Annotated in this window: 13 protein-coding genes; 4 read left to right on the forward strand and 9 right to left on the reverse strand. The window is 71.7% G+C overall.

From position 1 onward, the window contains the following. Position 1 precedes the first annotated feature (1 nt). Genes ACYVIP_RS11080 through ACYVIP_RS11100 form a run of 5 tightly spaced genes read right to left on the reverse strand, consistent with a single transcriptional unit; the run spans position 2 to position 5,072 of the window. The gene (locus ACYVIP_RS11080) at positions 2 to 265 is read right to left on the reverse strand and encodes an acyl carrier protein (RefSeq protein ID WP_460394881.1); all 264 of its coding nucleotides are present in this window, start codon (positions 263 to 265) and stop codon (positions 2 to 4) included. Next, positions 262 to 1,767 carry an AMP-binding protein gene (locus ACYVIP_RS11085; protein WP_460394883.1) on the reverse strand — a complete coding sequence of 502 codons (1,506 nt, stop codon included), beginning with the start codon at positions 1,765 to 1,767 and terminating at the stop codon, positions 262 to 264. The genes ACYVIP_RS11080 and ACYVIP_RS11085 overlap by 4 nt, the downstream gene beginning before the upstream one ends. Next, the gene (locus ACYVIP_RS11090) at positions 1,767 to 2,624 is read right to left on the reverse strand and encodes a MaoC/PaaZ C-terminal domain-containing protein (RefSeq protein WP_460394885.1); all 858 of its coding nucleotides are present in this window, start codon (positions 2,622 to 2,624) and stop codon (positions 1,767 to 1,769) included. The genes ACYVIP_RS11085 and ACYVIP_RS11090 overlap by 1 nt, the downstream gene beginning before the upstream one ends. Then, complete coding sequence (locus tag ACYVIP_RS11095) at positions 2,621 to 3,850, reverse strand: beta-ketoacyl-[acyl-carrier-protein] synthase family protein (protein ID WP_460394887.1); 1,230 nt, start codon at positions 3,848 to 3,850, stop codon at positions 2,621 to 2,623. Before ACYVIP_RS11095 ends, ACYVIP_RS11090 begins: the two co-directional genes overlap by 4 nt. Positions 3,851 to 3,854: 4 nt before the next feature. Further along, positions 3,855 to 5,072, reverse strand: a complete 1,218-nt coding sequence (locus ACYVIP_RS11100) for an aminotransferase class I/II-fold pyridoxal phosphate-dependent enzyme (protein ID WP_460394889.1) — start codon at positions 5,070 to 5,072, stop codon at positions 3,855 to 3,857. A gap of 221 nt (positions 5,073 to 5,293) precedes the next feature. Here ACYVIP_RS11100 and ACYVIP_RS11105 point away from each other — a divergent pair, with 221 nt between their 5' ends. Genes ACYVIP_RS11105 through ACYVIP_RS11115 form a run of 3 tightly spaced genes read left to right on the forward strand, consistent with a single transcriptional unit; the run spans position 5,294 to position 11,450 of the window. After that, positions 5,294 to 8,692 (forward strand): ATP-binding protein, encoded by a 3,399-nt coding sequence (locus ACYVIP_RS11105; RefSeq protein ID WP_460394891.1) that lies wholly within the window; start codon positions 5,294 to 5,296, stop codon positions 8,690 to 8,692. Positions 8,693 to 8,736: 44 nt separating this feature from the next. Then, complete coding sequence (locus ACYVIP_RS11110) at positions 8,737 to 10,785, forward strand: aminotransferase class V-fold PLP-dependent enzyme (protein ID WP_460394893.1); 2,049 nt, start codon at positions 8,737 to 8,739, stop codon at positions 10,783 to 10,785. Beyond that, on the forward strand, positions 10,782 to 11,450 hold the full coding sequence (locus tag ACYVIP_RS11115; RefSeq protein WP_460394895.1) for a DUF6875 domain-containing protein: 669 nt from the start codon (positions 10,782 to 10,784) through the stop codon (positions 11,448 to 11,450). Before ACYVIP_RS11110 ends, ACYVIP_RS11115 begins: the two co-directional genes overlap by 4 nt. A gap of 61 nt (positions 11,451 to 11,511) precedes the next feature. Here ACYVIP_RS11115 and ACYVIP_RS11120 read toward each other — a convergent pair whose 3' ends face one another. Genes ACYVIP_RS11120 through ACYVIP_RS11130 form a run of 3 tightly spaced genes read right to left on the reverse strand, consistent with a single transcriptional unit; the run spans position 11,512 to position 14,208 of the window. After that, a complete protein-coding gene (locus ACYVIP_RS11120) occupies positions 11,512 to 12,336 on the reverse strand; it encodes an NAD(P)H-binding protein (protein WP_460394897.1) in 825 nt (274 codons plus the stop codon). 12 nt (positions 12,337 to 12,348) lie between these two features. Further along, entirely contained in the window at positions 12,349 to 13,449 is a 1,101-nt protein-coding gene (locus ACYVIP_RS11125; RefSeq protein WP_460394900.1) for a ScyD/ScyE family protein, read from the reverse strand. Between the two features lie 54 nt (positions 13,450 to 13,503). Then, positions 13,504 to 14,208 carry a DUF2306 domain-containing protein gene (locus tag ACYVIP_RS11130; protein ID WP_460394902.1) on the reverse strand — a complete coding sequence of 235 codons (705 nt, stop codon included), beginning with the start codon at positions 14,206 to 14,208 and terminating at the stop codon, positions 13,504 to 13,506. A gap of 288 nt (positions 14,209 to 14,496) precedes the next feature. Here ACYVIP_RS11130 and ACYVIP_RS11135 point away from each other — a divergent pair, with 288 nt between their 5' ends. Then, the gene (locus ACYVIP_RS11135; RefSeq protein ID WP_460394904.1) at positions 14,497 to 17,739 is read left to right on the forward strand and encodes a S8 family peptidase; all 3,243 of its coding nucleotides are present in this window, start codon (positions 14,497 to 14,499) and stop codon (positions 17,737 to 17,739) included. A 10-nt stretch (positions 17,740 to 17,749) separates the two neighbouring features. Here ACYVIP_RS11135 and ACYVIP_RS11140 read toward each other — a convergent pair whose 3' ends face one another. After that, the gene (locus ACYVIP_RS11140) at positions 17,750 to 17,935 is read right to left on the reverse strand and encodes a hypothetical protein (protein WP_460394906.1); all 186 of its coding nucleotides are present in this window, start codon (positions 17,933 to 17,935) and stop codon (positions 17,750 to 17,752) included. Positions 17,936 to 18,078 lie beyond the last annotated feature (143 nt).

Consider the following 18,078-nt stretch of genomic DNA (forward strand, 5'->3'; position numbering starts at 1 on the left):
CTCAGCTCCTGGCCGCAGTCGACTTTCCGGAGTCCGCGATGAACCGCTCGATCGCCGCGATACTGCGGAAGTTGTCCGGGTCGAGCTCGGCGTCGCCGATGGTCAGGCCGAACCTGTCCTCCAGCCAGGTGATCAGCTTCAGCACGCCGAGGCTGTCGATGAGCCCGTCGCCGAGCAGGTCGAGCTCGACGTCCAGCTCGCTGGCGTTGACGTCCGGGAGGAACTCGTCGATCAGGAACTTCTTGATAGCGTCGGTGTTACTCATGACACCCTTCCTCGAGCGGTCGGCGATACATCCGGAAAACTGATGGCGTTGCGGTCGACCTTGCCGGTGGAGGTCTTCGGCAGTGGCTCGTCGACGATCCGCATCACCGAGGGGATCGCGGCCCGTGGCAGCCGGCGCGCGCAGTGCTTGCGCAGCCCGAGGATGTTCAGGCCGCTGTCGGGTGCGCGCCGCACCGCACACAGCAACTCGTTGCCGGTGAGGTCGTCGTGCCGGGTGATGACCGCGACCTCCAGCACGTCGGGGTGGTCGACCAGCGCCCGCTCGACCTCCGCGGTGTTGATCGCCACCCCGCGCACCTTGACCTGGAAGTCGCTGCGCCCCACCAGGAAGACCTCGCCGGCCGCGTTGCGCCGGACCAGGTCGCCGGTGCGGAAGTAGCGCAGCTCGTCCCAGCCGCTCGGGTGGCCGCCGAAGCGGTGGTCCTGATCGGCCCGGTTGAGGTAACCGGTGGTCTGGAACGGCGTGGACACGTACAGCTCGCCCATCCCGGACCCGGTCAGCGTCTCGCCGTCCGCGCCGACGATCGCGGCCGTCGCCCCTGGCAACGGGTTGCCGATGGGCAGCGCCCCGGTCGTGCCGGCGGTCTCCCGCTCGACCTCGTGGATGAAGCTGTCGTTGGTCTCGGTGCAGCCGTAGATGTTGTACAGCCGGGCGGCGGGGAACACCGGTGGCAGCTGCTCGAGCGTGCAGTCGGGCATGGCGTCACCGGTGAACATCACGTGCTCGACGGTGGGGAAGGTGCGCTCGGGGTCCCTGGCCATCACCGCGTAGAGCAGCAGCCCGTAGAACATCGGCACCGCCTGCACGACATGCACTTCCTCCCGGGACAGCAGGTCGAGCAGGTGGTAGCCGTTGGCCGCGAGCGCGGGATCCACCAGCACCACCCGGCCGCCGTGCGCCAGCGTCGCCCAGATGTCGAGCAGGCACAGGTCGAAGTTGAGCGGGGCGTAGTTGAGCACCGACCTGCCGGGGCCGATCTGGAAGGTCTCCGCCGCCCACCCGATGAACCTGTCCACACCGGACTGACTGAGCGGCACGACCTTGGGCAGCCCGGTGGAGCCGGAGGTGGTCAGCATGAACGAGACGTTGGTCTGGTCCACCACGCGCAGCGGCGGCGGCCCGTCGGCCGGGGGGATGACCAGCGGGTCGCTGTCGGGCACCAGCGCGTAGCGACAGCCCCCTCTGGCGAACAGCGCGGTCAGCGTCCGCTCGGCGAACGCGGGTGAGGGCAACAGGAATCGCCGGCCGGCCAGCACACACGCCAGTACCAGCGCGATGGCGGCCGGGGACTTCTTGGCCAGCACGCCGACCGGTTCGTCCTGCGCGAGGTCGAGGCCGACCAGCTGGGCGCCGGCCTTGGTCGCCATCTCGTAGAGTTCGCGGTAGGTGGTCTCCTCCCCGTGCCAGACCAGCGCCGGGGCGTTCGGCCGGGTGTCGACCTGGGTGAGGAACGCTTCGTGGAAACCGGGGACCTCTGCCATCAGATACTCGCAATCGTGCCTTCGGTCGCGGTCAGCAGGGGCGGCTCGCCGAGCGTCACCCAGCCACCCTTCAATGCCAGCCCCTGCGGGGTCCGGCAGCTGAAGCAGACGGTGTTCCCGTCCGGCTGCAGCGTGATGTCGATGGGCTCGTCCGGCCGGACCGGCGAGGAGAACCGGACACCGACGCCGCGCACCCTGGCCGCGTCCCCGCCGGCGTGCCGGTCGACGATCTCCTCACACACCACCGCGAGCAGGCTCATGCCGTGCGCGATGACCCCGTCGAACCCGGCCGCCCGCGCGGCCGTGTCGTCGAGGTGGATCGGGTTCTCGTCGCCGGCGGCCACCGCGTAGCGCCGCACCTGGTCCACTCCGAACTGTCGAGTGTGGACAGTCGGGGCGGCCTTGGTGCGGTGCGCGGGGAACGGCGGTAGCTCACCGAAGGGCTCCGGGGTGACCGCGCCGCCGAGCAGGGCCCCGGTGACCAGCTCGGCGAAGGTCGCCCCGTCGGCGCCGACGAGTACCGCGCGCATGGCCACCCGCACGCCGCCCGCCTCCCGGCGGGCACCGAGCAGGTCGACCTCGATGGTGACCACCTCGCCCGGCACCAGCAGCCGGTCGGCGCGGATCTCCTGGCTCAGGTGGACCCTGGTCGGCTCCTCGCCGTTGGGACCGGCTGCGTCGATCTTGCCGAAGGCCAGGTCGAACGCCTGGTGGGCCAGGACGAACGTGTGCACGGGGGATGCCTTGGGGCTCGCGCCGTCGGGTGCCGGTGAGCCGAGCACCGAGCGCACCGCGTCCCGGTAGGCGGCCAGCTCGCCGACCGTGATGGTGCGCACCAGCGTGGCGACCGGGGTCATGGGGTCACCACCAGACAGGCGTTGTGGCCGCCGAAGCCGAAGGAGTTCGACAGCGCGGGGCCGGGCGTGAACGACCGGGGAGCGCCGTGCACCACATCGATCTCCAGCCCCGGCTCCAGCCGTTCGTGGTTGGCTGTCGGTGGCACCACGGCGTGCTGGTTGGTCAACGTGGCCGCGATCGCCTCCACCGCGCCGGCCGCGCCGATCAGGTGGCCGATCACGCTCTTGGTCGCGGTCACCGGCGGGCCGCCGGGGCCGAAGACCTTGGCCAGCGCGGTGGCCTCGGCGCGGTCGTTCTGCTGGGTGGAGGTGCCGTGCGCGTTCACGTGCGCGATGTCGCTCGTGCCCAGCCCGGCGTCGGCGATCGCCGCCTCCATCGCGCTGATCGCCGCGGAGCCGTCCGGCAGCGGCATCGCCAGGTGGTAGGCGTCGGCGGTGCTGCCGTAGCCGGCCACCAGCCCGTAGGTACGCGCGCCCCTGGCGATGGCGTCCTCCTGCCGCTCCAGCACGACGAAACCGGCGCCCTCACCCATCACGAACCCGTCCCGGTCGGCGTCGAACGGCCTGCTGGCCAGCTCCGGCGCGTCGTTGCGGGCCGACACCGCGTTGAGATTGCTGAACGCGGCCAGGGTCACCGGGCTCAGCGTCGACTCCGCGCCGCCGGCGATCACGATGTCCGCGCGGTGGTCGCGCAGCATCAGCAGCGCGTGCCCGATGGCGTCCACGCCGCTGGCGCAGGTGGTGGCGATGGTGAGCGCCGGCCCGTGCCAGCCGAGGCGCATCGCCAGCAGCGCCGCGGCCGCGTTGGGCATGCTCACCAGTGGCAGCAACGGGTTCACCCGGTGCGGCCCGTGCAGGAAGTAGTTGCCGACCTCGGCGTCGGTGGTCTGCCGGCCGCCGACCGCGTTGCCGACCACGATCGCCGTCCGCTGTGGATCGACGGTCGGTGAACCGGCGTCGCGGAAGGCGCTCAGCGCGGCGGTGACGCCGAACCTGGCGAACGGGTCCATCCGCCGGGACTCCTTGGCGGTGAGCAGCCCGACGTCCTCGAGACCGCGCACCGCGCAGCCGAAGCGGACCCCGTGGTCGCTCATGTCCACGTCGGTCTTCAGCGTCGCCGCCGTGGACTTCCCGGCGAGCAGCGTCGCCCAGAACTCGTCCACTGTGGAGCCTGCGGGCGTCACCACGCCGAGGCCGGTGATCGCGATTGCTGGTTTCGTTGCCATGGCGTCATTCCCCGATCAACCGGCATTGGCGGGCGGCGGTCAGGAAGGCGTCGACCGCGAAGTCGATCTCCTCGCGGGTGTGCTTGGCGGTGATCGCGATCCGCAGCCTGGCCAGGCCAGGCGGCACCGCCGGGGTCATCACCGGCAGCCCGATCACGCCCGCCTTGCGGCACGCGGTCGCGAAGTCCCACGCGTTCTCGTCCGAGCCGACGATCAGCGGCACGACCGCCGTCTGGCTCTCGCCGGTGTTCATGCCCGCGTCGGACATGATCTGGCGGAACCGCGCCGACTCCTGCTGCGCGCGGGTCACCCGCTCCGGCTCGCGGTCCAGGATCCGCAGCGACTCCAGCGCGGCGCCGACCTGGGCAGGGGCCAGCGCGGCGGAGAACAGGAACGGCCGCGCGAGCCGCTTGAGGTACTGCAGGAAGTCCTCGGTGCCCACGATGTAGCCGCCGTTGGACGGCACCGCCTTGGACAGCGTGCCGACCTTGATGTCGGCCTTCACCTCGTTGCCGAAGTGCTCCTCGATGCCCCGGCCGGTGGCGCCGATGACGCCGAGCGAGTGCGCCTCGTCGACCATCAGCAGCGCGCCGTGCTTGTCGCACACCTCGCGCAGCTCCGGCAGCGGCGCGATGTCACCGTCCATTGAGTACACGCTGTCCACGACGACCAGCCTGGTCGAGGACGCGTCGGTGGCCGCCAGCCTGCGGTCGAGGTGGCGGGGATCGTTGTGCCGGAAGCGGGTGACCGTCGCCCCACTGAGCTGGGCGCCGTCCACGATGCTCGCGTGGTCGAGCTTGTCGAGCAGGATCGTGTCCCCGGCCCCGCACAGCGCGCCGACCGTGCCGACGTTGGCCGCGTAGCCGGAGCTGAACACCAGCGAGCTCTCCCGCCCGGTGAACCTGGCCACCTCGGCCTCGAGCTCCTCGTGCAGCGGGATGGTGCCCGCCAGCGCACGGACGCCGGGGGTGCCGGTGCCGTACTCGTCGACGGCGGCCTTCGCGGCGGCGACCACGCGCTCGTCGCCGTTGAGCCCGATGTAGCCGTAGCCGGACATCATCAGCAGCCGCTCGCCGTCGACCTCCACATAGGAGCTGTCGCGCTCCGGCCGGTAGGCCACGAAGTTGTTGCGGCGACTGGGTTCCCATTCGAGCTCGGCGATTCGCCGGTTGATCGCCACAACCTTCGGCTCTAGGTGTTGCCAGGCAGCTGAAGCGTTCACATGCGTCTCCTCACCCATTTACCACAGTCACGGCGATTCCGATTTCTACGTGGGAGCGCGCAAGTCGGGCGCAACATCATCATGGCGTCCTGGTGTGGTGAATTTTTCATGCTCGCTGCTCAAGCCATACGCAACCGCAGCGCGAACGGCTGCTCGCAGGGTTTATGGCGAGAGGAGGGAATGATGCTGCCCGGATTACCGAACTCCCAGCGGCCGCCGGCGTGCTGATCCGGCTGGCCGGCCTCGTGTCGATCGAGGAGGCCGGCGCCGAACCACGTCTCCTGTCCAGCGCACAGGCCCAGGTCGCGTTCGCCAGGATGACCCTGGAGCGCGCAGGCGGCACCAGCCGTGACCAACTCGCCGACACCGTCTGGCCAGACGGGCTGCCCGACACCTGGGCCTCGGCCCTGCGCAGCGTGGTGAGCCGGGTGCGCACCTTCGTCGCGGGCACCGGCGACGCGGTGGTCGCCAGGGGCGGGCGCTACCTGCTGCGGCTGCCGGCCGACGCCGTGGTCGACCTCGAACACGCCGAGCGCGAGGTGGCCGCCGCGGTCGCGGCGCACGCGTCCGGCGCGCACGACGAGGCCTCCCGGCTGGCCGAGTCGGCCGTGGCCTGCCTGCGCCGGCCGCTGCTGCCCAACCACGACGGCGAGTGGGTCAACGAGGTGCGCGCGCGGCTGGCCGAGCTGCTGGTCACGGGGCTGGAGACGGCGAGCCTGGCCGCCTCGGCCATCGGCGACGCGGCCGGGGCGCTGCGGTTCGCCGACGAGGCGGTGCGCCGGGCGCCGCTGCGGGAGAGCACCCACCGGGCCCGGATGACCGCGCACGTGGCCGCCGGCAACCGCGCCGAGGCGATGCGCTGCTACCACGACCTGCGCGGCACCCTGGCCGACGAACTGGGGATCGACCCGTCGCCGGAGAGCCAGCAGGCCTACGTCGCGCTGCTTGGCGGCCCGGCCGAACAGGCACCGCTGCCCGAGGAGGGGTCCCGGCCGGGGCCCCGCGCGCCCGCGCCGTTCACCGGCCGCCGCGGCGAGCTCAACGCGCTGGCGCAGGCCTGGTCCAGGGTCGAGCGCGGCCCCAGCCACATGGTGCTGGTGACCGGTGAGCCGGGGGTCGGCAAGAGCCGCCTGGTGACCGAGGCCGCCCACCGGATCAGCCTGGCCGGCGGCCTGGTGGCCACCGGCCGCTGCGACCTCGCACCCGCCGGGCCCTACCAACCCGTCATCGAGGCCATCTGCGGCCTGCTCGCCGCCGGGCTGCCCGACCCGGTCGCCGACCAGGCACGGCGGCTGCGCGACACCCTGGCCACCGAGCCCGAGGCCGCCGCCCGGCCCGCCGAGCACGCGGTCGCCGCCGCCGCGCTGCTGGTGCGCGTCGCCCGTGACCGCCCGGTGCTGCTGTTCCTGGACGACCTCGACCTCGCCGGCGACGACACGCTCGCCGTGCTGCGTCACGTGTTCCGCCGCCGCGCCGACGGCCCGCTGCTGGTCGTGGCGACCGCGGGCCTGCCGGCCAGGCGCCAGGAGCGGCTGACCGCTCTGGTCCAACAGGTCGACCAGGACGGCTGGCTGTACCGCCTGACCCTGCCCGGCCTGGTCGAGCCGGACGTGGACGTGCTGGTGGAGGAGGTCGTGCCCGGCCAGTTCGTCCCCGAGGTCCCGCCGGCCAGCAGGCTGGTCGCCGACACCGGCGGAAACGCCTACCTGCTGATGGAGATGCTGCAGTGGCCGTGTGAGCGGGGCGGTGTCGGCTCACACGCCGAGCTGTCCCCGGCCATCCACGAGTACGCGACCATCCAGCTGGCCGCGCTGACCGCCGTGCCCCGCCGCCTGCTGCGCACCGCCGTGGTCGCCGGCCGGATCTTCGAGCTGGACCTGGTCGTCGAGGCGGCCGGGCTGGACCTGGACCGGGCGATGGACGCGCTGGACCTGTTGCTGGCGGCCGGAATCCTGTCCGAGGCCGGCAGCGGGCGCTACCGGTTCACCCACGACGTGCTGCGCCGGGCGACCTACACCCAGTTCAGCGCGGCCAGGCGACGCGGCCTGCACGCCAGGTACGCCGAGGTGATCGAGCGCCGCCGCACCGGCGCGCTCGGCCGCTACACCAGGGCACTGGCCCACCACCGCACGGCCGGCGCGGTCGAGGGCGGCGACCAGCACGCGGTGCGCTGGGTGTGGCGGGCCGCGGCCCAGGCCGGCGGGGACGGGGCGCTGGAGGAGGCGGTCCGGCTGCACCGCGAGGCGCTGCGGCACGTGCCGCGCACCGACGACGGCCTGCGCGCCGAGGCGGTCACCAACCTCGGCCTGGCCCAGCTCGCCGCCGGCCACCAGGAATGCGCGCAGACCCTGCTCGACGGCGCGCTGCACGCCATGCACAGCGAACGCCTGCCGGTGGCCGCCAGGGCCGCGCTCGGCCTGGCCGACGCGGTCGACACCCGTCCGGAGCTGCGCAGTGAGGCCGCCGCACTGATCGAGGTGTTGGTACAGGAGGACGCCAGCAGGTCGGGGCAGCGCGGCACCGACCGGATCGACGGGGTCACCCTCGGCCGGATGCTGGCCAGACAGGTGCGCCTCGGCGCGCCGGTCGCGCCCTGCCCGGCCATCGATACCGCGCTCACCGAGCTGACCAGGGAGCTTGGCCTGTTGGAGGGCCCGGAGATGGTCGCCCGCCGGCGCACCCTGGCCGGGGAGCTGCTCACCGTGGCCACCGCGGTGAACGACGCCGACGCCCGCATCGTCGCCGCCCACCACCAGGCCATGGCCGCCGAGCTGCGTGGTGACCTCGTCGCCCGCCAGGCCGCGATGACGGTGATGGCCGCCGCCGCGCACCAAGCCGCCCCGCACGACCCCAGGATGGTGGCTGCCACCGCCAACGCGCTCGGGGACGCCCTGCTGCTGGAACACGCGGTGGCGGTGGCGGTCACCCAGGGCAGGTTCACCGACGCGGCGATCACGGCTCGGCTGGCCGGGACAATCACCGGCACCGGTGCGGGCTGGGCCGCGGTGTCACCGGCGCCGGGGACCCTGGCCGAACGCCAGCTGCTGGTCGCCGGACTGCTGCGGACCGGGCTGTGGCCACCGGCCGGTGCGGCGCCCCGGACCGGCCCGGAAGCGGCCGAACAGTCGCTGCGGGCGTTGGCCGGCGGGGTCCGCGGCCGGCCGCACCTCACCGTGCGGGCGTTCGCCACCGGCGCCGAACCGCTGCCCTCCGGCGACGAGTGGGCCCACCTCATGGGCGTGCTCGCGCTCGGCGCGGTCGAGCTCGGCGACCCGACCACCGCCGAGGCGCTGCGCACCCGGCTCGCGCCCTACGGCGGCCTGGTCTGTGGCGTCGGCTACCGGACCTTCGCCGGCCCGGTGTCCTTCCACCTCGGCCAGCTCGCCGTGGTCATCGGCGACTGGGACGAGGCGGACAGCCAACTGACCGAGGCGATCACCTGGCTCACCGCGCGGGGCGCCCGGCCGTGGGTGGCGTTGGCCAAACAGGCGCTCGCCAGGGCGCTGGCCGGCCGGGCCAGGGTCGGCGACCGCGGCTCGGCCCGCGCGCTGCTGGCCGAGGCCAACACCGCGCTCGTGGCCGCCGGCCTGCGCCACCGCGTTTGCGCGCCTGTTGCGTAGCCACCCGTATACCTGAGGTGACCAGGACACGAAGGGGGCGCTCGATGGACCTGCGGCACTGGCTGTCCCGTGCGGTCGATGTGGTCGAGCAGTGGGGGGAGCGCTTCGGCCCGTACACCCGGCATCCGTCACAACTGTTGTCCGAGGCCGAGTTCGCTCCCGCGTTCGATCGCTTCGCCGCCAGGATGGCGAACAACTACCCGTTCTTCCACCCGCGCTACGCCGGGCAGATGGTCAAACCACCACACCCGGCGGCCGTGGTCGGCTATCTGACCGCGATGTTGTACAACCCCAACAACCACGCCGCCGAGGGCGGGCCGGCGACCACCGAGATGGAACGGGAATGCGTTGCCGCGCTTGGTGAGATGTTCGGGCTGCGGTCGGTGCTCGGGCACCTGACGACCAGCGGCACCATCGCCAACCTCGAGGCGCTCTACGTCGCCCGTCAGACACATCCGGGGCTCGGCGTCGCGTACAGCACCGAGAGCCACTACACCCACCAGCGGATGTGTCACGTGCTCGGCGTGGCGACCCACCCGGTGCCCGTCGACGCCGCCGGCCGGCTCGAACTCGGTGCCCTGGAACGGGAACTGGCCACCGGGAAGGTCGGCACGGTCGTGGTCACCGCGGGCACCACCGGCCTCGGCGCGGTCGACCCGGTACACGAGGTGCTGCCGCTGGCCCGCCGCTACGGCGCGCGGGTGCACGTGGACGCCGCCTACGGCGGGTTCTTCTCGCTGCTCGCCAGGCCGGACGCCGAGCAGCCGATCGACCCCCGGCCATGGCGGGCGATCGCCGACTGCGACTCGGTCGTGGTCGACCCGCACAAGCACGGGCTCCAGCCCTTCGGCTGCGGCGCGGTGCTGTTCAACGATCCCCGGGTCGGGCGGTTCTTCGCCCACGACTCGCCCTACACCTACTTCACCGACGCCGAGCTGCACCTCGGGGAGATCAGCCTGGAGTGCTCCCGGCCGGGTGCCGCGGCCGCCGCATTGTGGCTGACGCTGCAGCTGGTTCCGTTGACCACCACCGGTTTGGGCGCCACGCTGGCGGCCAGCAGGCGGGCCGCGCTGCGCTGGGCCGACCTGATCGAGGACGCCCCGGCGCTGCGGCTCTACCAGCGACCGGAGCTGGACATCGTCACCTACTTCCCCGCCACCGGGGAACCGACGCTGAGCGCCGTCGACGCGGCATCGAACCGGTTGCTGCGCACCGGGATGACCGCGCCGACCGAACCGGTGTTCCTGAGCGTCGTGCGGGCCGACGCGGCCGCGTTCGCCGGCCGCCATCCCGACCTGCGCGCGGACGCCGAGACCGCGCACGTCATGCGCAGCGTGCTGATCAAGCCGGACGCCGAGGACTACCTCGACCACCTGCACGACCGGGTGCACCAACTCGCCGCCGGCGCCGACCTGCCGGCGGAACACCGCAGCGAACCCACGGCGGATGGAGAGGCTTTGCGATCCGACGGCATTCCCGACGGCATTTCCCAGGCGTCCACGACCGGCACTTCCGTGCTGGGTACCGTCGCCGACACCGACCGGCTGATCGAGGTGCTCGTCGCCTCGTTCTTCACCGATCCGCTCATGCGCTGGGCGTTTCCCGACGAGACAAGGCGGGCGGCGATCGTCCCCGAGTTCTTCCGGGCACAGCTGGATATCTCGTTCGACTACGACGGCGTGTTCACCGATCCACGGCGCCAGGCGGCGTTGCTGTTCCTGCCGCCGGGCGCGTGGGACAAGCTGGCGGCCCGCGACGACGAGCTGGTCACGCGCTTCGGTGAGCTGGCAGGCGAGTACCGCCAGGCGCTGCTGACCATCATGGGACTGCAGGCCCACCACCACCCGGCCGAGCCGCACTACTACGTGGCGTTCACCGGTGTCGTGCCGAACGCCCAGCGTCAGGGCACCATGTCCGTCCTCAGTAGAGAGTTGATCGAGCGCGCGGACCGCGAGCGGGTGGGGATGTACGTCGAGGCCAGTTCGGACGCCGGCTTCGCGCTGTGCGGCAAGCATGGCTTCGTGTCGACGGGAACGGAGATCGTGCTGCCGGACGGGCCATCGCTGCGTCCCATGTGGAGGGAGCCGCGATGAGTGCGGCGCTCGGTGACGACCGACTTCTGCTCTGGCAGGCGAGTCAGGTCAGGCAGGGCGAGGTGCCAGCGGAGCACCGCGAGCCGCTGACCGAGATCCTGGCCTGGAGCGAGGAGTTCCTGGTGACCTCGCATGCCGACCTCGGCCGGACCGGACCGGTCTGCCCCTACACTGCGCCGTCGCTGCGCAAGGACCTGTACTACCTCGGTGTGCCGGTCGACGACGGCGGCGGACTGGACATGCCGACGGTGATCTCCCGGTTGCGGGACTGGCACGCCAGGCTCAGCGCGGAGCTGAGCGAGTCCGACCGGGAGCTGCTGGCGTTGCTGGTGGTGTTGCCCCACCTCGACCACGAGGACTCGACCGAGCTGGACGAGTTGCAGCGCAAGGCGAAGGACGAGTTCATCGCCGACGGGCTGATGATCGGGCAGTTCCACCCGGTCTGCCCGGAGCCGGGCCTGTGGAGCAGGAACTTCCGCCCGCTGCGCTCGCCGATCCCGCTGCTGGCGGTCCGGCAGCTGCTGGTGTTCGACCTGCCCTTCCTCGCCTCGGAAGTCCACCTCGAGCGTTACCTGGCCCGGTTCGCCGACACCATCCCCGCCAGGATGCGCAACCAGATCATCGCCAGAATGACCAACAACCACCTCGGCCTGGACGCCGCCTGAATGCGATGAAGGCGCCCTTCGTCGCGTTGAACGCGAGAAAGGACGCCTTCATCGCTTTTCCTCAGGCCGGGGTCCAGACTCCGGTGGTGGCGGTGGCTTTCACGTAGTCGGTGAATTCTCTCGGGGGGCGGTCGAGGGCGTCGGAGATGCCGGTGGTGAGGTAGGCGTTGTTGCCGTCGAGGGTCTCGGTGAACAGGCCGATCAGCAGGTCGGCGTATTCCGGCGGCAGGCCGTGCTCGATGGCGCCTTCGCGGTACTGGGCCATGGTGACCGGCAGGTACTGGATGTCCCTGCCGGTCGCCTCGGCGATTTCCCTTGCGGCGTCGGCGAAGGTGAGTAGCCGAGGGCCGGTCACCTCGTAGAGCTTGCCGATGTGCCGGTCGTCGCTGAGCGCGGCGACCACCACGTCGGCGATGTCGTCGACGTCCACGAACGCCTCGGGGACCTCGCCGGCCGGCATCGCGATGACGCCCCCGAGCACCGCGTCGAGCAGGAAACCCTCACTGAAGTTCTGCGTGAACCAGGACGCCCGCACGATGGTCCAGTCGGCGCCGCTGTCCCGCAGGATCCGTTCCGAGCGCTCGGCTTCGTGCTCGCCGCGGCCCGACAGCAGCACCAGCCGGCGAACCCCGGTGCGCACCGCGAGCTCGGTGAACTCGGCGATGGTGTCGGCCGCGCCGGGAAAGGCGATGTCGGGGGAGTAGACCACGTAGGCCGCGTCCGCGCCGGCGAGCGCACTGTGCCAGGTGTTCGGCGCACCCCAGTCGAACGGCGGCGTGCTGGTGCGCGAGGCGCCGCGCACCGCGAAGTCGCGGACCCGCAGCCGCGGCACAATTCGACGGCCGGTCTTTCCGTTGGGCTGGAGTACCAGGATTTCCGGTGTCATGACTCCACCTTGTCAGCGAAGCGGGATGCGCAGCACGCGGCCGGCATCCGGGCAGACACCACAGTCGGCGACATAGGCATTGTCGCCCCTGATCAGCAGGCCACCGGGCCCGGTGAGATCGGTGGTAACAATCTGGTGCGCGCCGTCGCGGCCGACCTTGATCAGCGCGCCGGTGAGATCACCGGAGAGCAGACCGGCGTGCGAGATCTCCAGGACGTACAGCGTGCCGTTCCGGTCGAAGGCAAGGTCGCCGATATTGGTGAAACCACTGGCCACCACCGTCGGCTGCTGGCCGGGAACCACCCGGTACACCCGAGCCTGGCCGGCGGGGTAGGGAAACCCGGTCAGCTCGCTGACGTAGTACGCGCCGTCGGGACCGGTCACGACCGAGGTCGGCACGGACTGCGCGGGGATCTGCGTGCCCTCCGGCAGGCCGAGGAACGGCGGCGCGTCGGCGAGTTGCTCGGGGAACGTGGCCACCGTGGTCGGCCGGCCGTCCCAGCCGACGCTGACCAGCGAGTTGCCGGCGGAGTCGACGACCGCGGCGCCCCTTGCGGTGACCGTGACCGAGTTCGGGTTGCCGCCGTCGGGGTCGGTGGCGGTGGAGTGACCGGTGATGTCGGCCAGCCGGACGAGGTTGCCGCGCACGGAGGCCAGCAGCCAGCCCGCGTTCTGGCCGGCGGCGGGCAACTCGTCGCGCTTGTCGCCGGTGATGGCCAGCCCCGCGGTGAACACCGGGATGCCGCCGACGATCGCCACGTCGGACGGGCCCATGGCCTGGGTGCCGTCGGTCAGTGCCAGGGACGGCAGCCCGGTCACCACGCGCCGTTGCCGGCCGTCGCTGATCCTGGTGATCGCGCCCGAGGCGCCGAAGCACACGTCGCCGCCCTCAGGGCCGGGGAAGCACGGCGCGGCGCCACCGCTGCCCGCCTCGGCGACATACAGCGCGCCGTCGGGCCCGAAGGCCAGGCCGCGCGGGTTGTCCAGCCCGGTGGCGATCGTGGCGACGCCCCGGTGCGCGGCGGTGGCCACCGGGGCGAGGGTGAACAGGGAGAGCAGGGGGACGAGGAACGCCGCGGTGACGGCCTGTCTCGTTCTGGTTCGCGTGAACATCGGGATCCTTCCCAAGCATCGTCGTCCACACAGGACGGTCAGCGGTGAGGTTGATCAGGTTGCTCGTGCGCTCTTCTTGGCCCGGCTCCGTGCCGGTTTGCGGTGTAGCCACCAGTAGGCGATCGCGAGGTTCACCATCCAGCCGAGCCAGAAGCCCCCCAGCGGAAAGAAGACCTCCGGCGATTCCGGCACGCCCGGGATCGCCGGCACGCCGAGGGCGATCACCCGCCCGGTCGCGAGACCCATCGCCGTGGCGAAGCTGTAGATCATCCAGCGGCGGTGCTCGCGGGTGTTGCGTGCGCGGCCGGCGACGTACCCGCGCAGGGTGGTGACCAGCCCGATCACCGACCACACGGTCGCGCCGCTGGCGCCGATCAGGTTCAGCTCACCCATCGGCACGACGGCCAGCGCGAGCACACAGGTGGGCAGCATGCCGGCGAACACGTAGGTCCGGCCACTGATCCGGTGGACCTTCGGGTGGGTGCGCCGTAGCCACGGCCACAGCTGCAGGCACACGGTGAACAGCGTGATCGTGCCGAACAGGATGTGCGCCAACAACATCGGGTAGTGCAGGGCGAGCTGGGTGTTGATCGGGATCACCGAGTCCGCCGGGTCGAGCGTGAGGTACGGCGGCAGTGACACCGCGAGGAAGGCCACGACCAGCACGATGAGCGCGATCAGGCCACGGGGACGCTTGCGCCCGCGGGCGGGCCGAGGCGGGCGAACCTGCGGCTGCCGGTGGTCCAGGGTGTTCGACACGGTTGGCTCCTCTGGCATGGATCAGGCTGCGCACTGCGATCTGCGCTTTCCAGACTTTCAGGAACGCCTGGGGTGAACCAGGGACGGCGACATCCACCGGGTATGAAAAATTCATGGGTTCGTCCCGTGGATGAATCGCCCGCGTGGCACAACATTCTGTTGCCGCCGTCCGTGGTTGCCGGTAGATTCCCTGTCGCGCAGGAAGGCCTGGGGGCTGCCCCGCAGATGTCGCGTGCGATCGCTTTTGCGTCGTCGGCTCCGCCATCACTGGACCGACGGAGGTTTCAGGTGCGTATCGGCGGAAAGATCGGAACCGGATTCGCGGTGCTCGCGCTGGCGATCGGCACTGCCGCGCCCGCGGGCGCCAGCCCGCGTTCGCCCGGGGGTGCCGGCACTGAGACGATCACCCTGATCAGCGGCGACCAGGTTGTCGTTCACCGAGGCACGGCACGGTCGATCCGGCCGGGCGCCGGACGCGAGTCGATGACGTTCTCCAGGTTCGCCGCGGCCGGGCACTCCTATGTCATCCCGGCGGACGCCATGCGGCTGGTCGCCGCCGGGCGGCTCGACCGCCGGCTGTTCGACATCACCACGCTCATCGAGTACGGCTACGACGACGCGCGGCGGGACACCCTGCCGTTGATCGTCACCCGCCCGGCCGGCCAGGCGGCGCCCCGGGTCGCGAACACCGAGGTCTCCCAGGACCTTCCCAGTGTCAACGGCACCGCGCTGGCGGTCGACAAGGCGGGCGCGGGCGCGGCCTGGGGCGCGCTGACCGACGGCGGCGCGGTGGCCACCCTGGCCGCCGGGGTGGACCAGATCTGGCTGGACGGCAAGCGAAAGTCCACTTTGGATAGAAGTACGGCGCAGATCGGCGCGCCGGCGGCCTGGGAGGCGGGCTACACCGGCGAGGGCGTCACGGTCGCGGTGCTCGACACCGGCGTGGACCAGACCCACCCCGACCTCGCCGACCGGGAGATCGCCGAGCAGAACTTCAGCGACGCCGAGGACAACGTCGACCATGTCGGCCACGGCACGCACGTCGCGTCGACCGTCGCCGGTACCGGCGCGCGATCGGCCGGCCGGTTCCGGGGCGTCGCCCCCGGCGCGTCGATCCTGGATGGCAAGGTGCTCAACGACTTCGGCGGTGGCCAGGAGTCGTGGATCATCGCCGGCATGGAGTGGGCAGCACAGCAGGGCGCCGACGTCGCGAACCTGAGTCTCGGCGGATACGACACCGCGGTGGTCGACCCGCTCGAACAGGCGGTCAGCACGCTGACCGAGCAGTACGACACGCTGTTCGTGGTCGCCGCCGGCAACTCCGGCCCCGGTGAGCACACGATCGGCTCGCCGGGCAGCGCACCGGAGGCGCTCACCGTGGGCGCGGTGGAACGTACCGACGCGCTGGCCCCCTTCTCCAGCAGGGGACCGACCGAGCAGGGCGGGGTCATCAAGCCCGACGTCACCGCGCCCGGCGTCGACATCGTCGCCGCCCTGCACGCCGACGGCACCATCGCCCCGCCCGCCGCGCCGGGCTACGCCGCGCTGAGCGGCACGTCGATGGCCACCCCGCACGTCGCGGGTGCCGTCGCACTGCTCGCCCAGCAGCACCCGGACCGGACCGCGGCGCAGCTCAAGGCCGCGCTGTCGGCGTCGGCCGAACCCACCCCGGGCGCCAAGGTGTTCGACCAGGGCGCCGGCCGGGTGGACGTCGAACGCGCACTCGGCCAGACGGTCGTGACCGAACCCGCGTCCGTGCACGTCGGCACGGTCGCCTGGCCGCACGATGACGATGAGGAGCCGGTGAGCCGGACCGTCACCTACCACAACCTGGGCGACACGGAGGTGACGCTGGAGCTCGCCGTCGAGGCCGTCGGGCCGGACGGCGACGCGACCGACGTGTTCTCGCTGAGCGCCGACCGGCTCACCGTTCCGGCCGACGACGCGGCGACGGTGACCATCACCGGGGACACCCGCCTGGGCACCGTCGACGGCCACTACACCGGCGCCATCACGGCCACCGCAGGCGGCCTGACGACCAGGACCCCGGTCGTGGTCACCCGTGAGGTCGAGAGCTACGACCTCACGGTGAACGTCACCGGCGAGGACGGCCTGCCGACCGGTGACTACGGCTCGTTCCTGTTCAGTCTGGACCGCAATCGGATCCTGATGCCCTACGACGCCGACGGCTCGGCGACCGTTCGCCTGCCCCGCGGGCGCTACCTGGCGTTGCACACCGTGTACACCGATCAGGGCCGGCACGCCAACGCCATCCTGCAACCGAGCATCGACCTGGACCAGGACAGCACGGTCGAGGTAAGTCCCGCCATCGCCAAACCGGTCAAGGTCACCCCGCCAGTAGCGGCGACCCTGGAACTCGGTGACATCGGCTTCCAGCTGACGACCGACAGCTACTCGATCGCCGCCGGCCCGATCACCACCGACCTCAGCACGGTGTCCACCGGGCGGCTCGGTGAGGCGTTCCCGGACACCGTGGTGACCCACTGGGTCAGCACCCAGTGGTCCGGCACGGACGGGGCGTTCTACGGCTTCGCGTGGTTCCCGGACACCTTCCCGGACGGGTTCGACAAGACGGTGAGCCGGCGCGAGCTGGCGACGGTGCGTGCCACGATCGGCGACGGCGGGATGGCCGCGCGGGCGATCCGCGGACTGGTCCCGCAGCCACTCTCCGGCAGCGCGGCCGTCTTCACCGCCGAGATCCCGGTACCGACGCCGGGGACGAGCGTCGAACACGTCAACACCGACGGCGTGCGTTGGCGGTCCGTCCTGAACCAGTTCGCCGACAACGGTTCGATACTCGCCGTCCTCCAGTCACCGCCGCGCGACCACGTCGCTGGCCGCACCTACCGCGAGCGGATGAACCACGCGGTGTTCGGCCCGGACCTGACGCCCGTGGACGCCCCGGCGGCCTCGCGCGACGCCAGCGGGATCTTCGTCAACGTCCCCATGTTCTCCGACGCCGACGGGAACGCCGGCTTTTCGGTGACCGGCCCGGCGGAGACCAGGCTGTACCTGGGTGAGGAGTTGGTGGGTTCGCACCCCGACTACGCTTTTGGCCATTTCACCGGCCTGCCGGCGGAGTCGAGGACCTATCGTCTGGCCACCGAGGCGGTGCGCCTGCCGCCGTTCGCCCTGACCACGGCCATCAGTGCCGAGTGGACGTTCACATCATCCCATGTGGACGGTTCGGCGGTTGAGCCGATCGACCTGAACGTGGTGCGGTTCCTGCCGAAGTTGGACGAGAGCGGGAACGCCCCGGCGGGCCGTCGCCAGCTCGTCCCGCTGCGGCTGCAGGACGAGACCGGCGCGACGGTCACCCCGCGCCGATTGACCGTCGAGGCCTCCTACGACGAGGGCGCCTCCTGGCGGCGGGTCCCGGTTTCCTCCGGTCTGGTCGCCACGCTCCACCACCCGGCCGGCGCGGCCTCGGTGTCACTGCGCGCGTCGGCGACCGACAGGGAGGGAAACACGGTCAAGCAGACGGTGATCCGGGCGTACACGCTGCGGTGAGCGGGCAGCGTCAACCGTGCGGCGGGAGACCGATTCGGTACGCCAGGCCGCGCAGGTCGGCGCCGCCGGCCTCGCGGCGTGCCGTGCGCAACGCGTCTCCGACCGCCTCCCGCGTGAACAGGAGCGTGCGGTTCTGCGACTGGCGAAGTTCGCGCAACAGGGCGCCGAGCGAGCCAGTACGGGGATTCCTGGACATAGCGGCGATGCGCCCTTCTCCGCGCCTGGTCAGATCCTCCCGCCAGCGTAGTTGGCCTTGGCGCAAGTCACATCTTGGCGGTTTGGCCCGCGACCCGCTTCGGAGTGCCATCCTGACTGACCGGATCCACCCCACAACACCCG

This window comes from Actinophytocola sediminis, assembly GCF_054779715.1.

What these genes read in the sequence shown, in the direction of transcription:
- ACYVIP_RS11125 (WP_460394900.1), bottom strand. Translation starts at nt 13,449, where the DNA reads ATGTTCACGCGAACCAGAACGAGACAGGCCGTCACCGCGGCGTTCCTC.
- ACYVIP_RS11080 (WP_460394881.1), bottom strand. Translation starts at nt 265, where the DNA reads ATGAGTAACACCGACGCTATCAAGAAGTTCCTGATCGACGAGTTCCTC.
- ACYVIP_RS11085 (WP_460394883.1), bottom strand. Translation starts at nt 1,767, where the DNA reads ATGGCAGAGGTCCCCGGTTTCCACGAAGCGTTCCTCACCCAGGTCGAC.
- ACYVIP_RS11110 (WP_460394893.1), top strand. Translation starts at nt 8,737, where the DNA reads ATGGACCTGCGGCACTGGCTGTCCCGTGCGGTCGATGTGGTCGAGCAG.
- ACYVIP_RS11115 (WP_460394895.1), top strand. Translation starts at nt 10,782, where the DNA reads ATGAGTGCGGCGCTCGGTGACGACCGACTTCTGCTCTGGCAGGCGAGT.
- ACYVIP_RS11120 (WP_460394897.1), bottom strand. Translation starts at nt 12,336, where the DNA reads ATGACACCGGAAATCCTGGTACTCCAGCCCAACGGAAAGACCGGCCGT.
- ACYVIP_RS11095 (WP_460394887.1), bottom strand. Translation starts at nt 3,850, where the DNA reads ATGGCAACGAAACCAGCAATCGCGATCACCGGCCTCGGCGTGGTGACG.
- ACYVIP_RS11090 (WP_460394885.1), bottom strand. Translation starts at nt 2,624, where the DNA reads ATGACCCCGGTCGCCACGCTGGTGCGCACCATCACGGTCGGCGAGCTG.
- ACYVIP_RS11140 (WP_460394906.1), bottom strand. Translation starts at nt 17,935, where the DNA reads ATGTCCAGGAATCCCCGTACTGGCTCGCTCGGCGCCCTGTTGCGCGAA.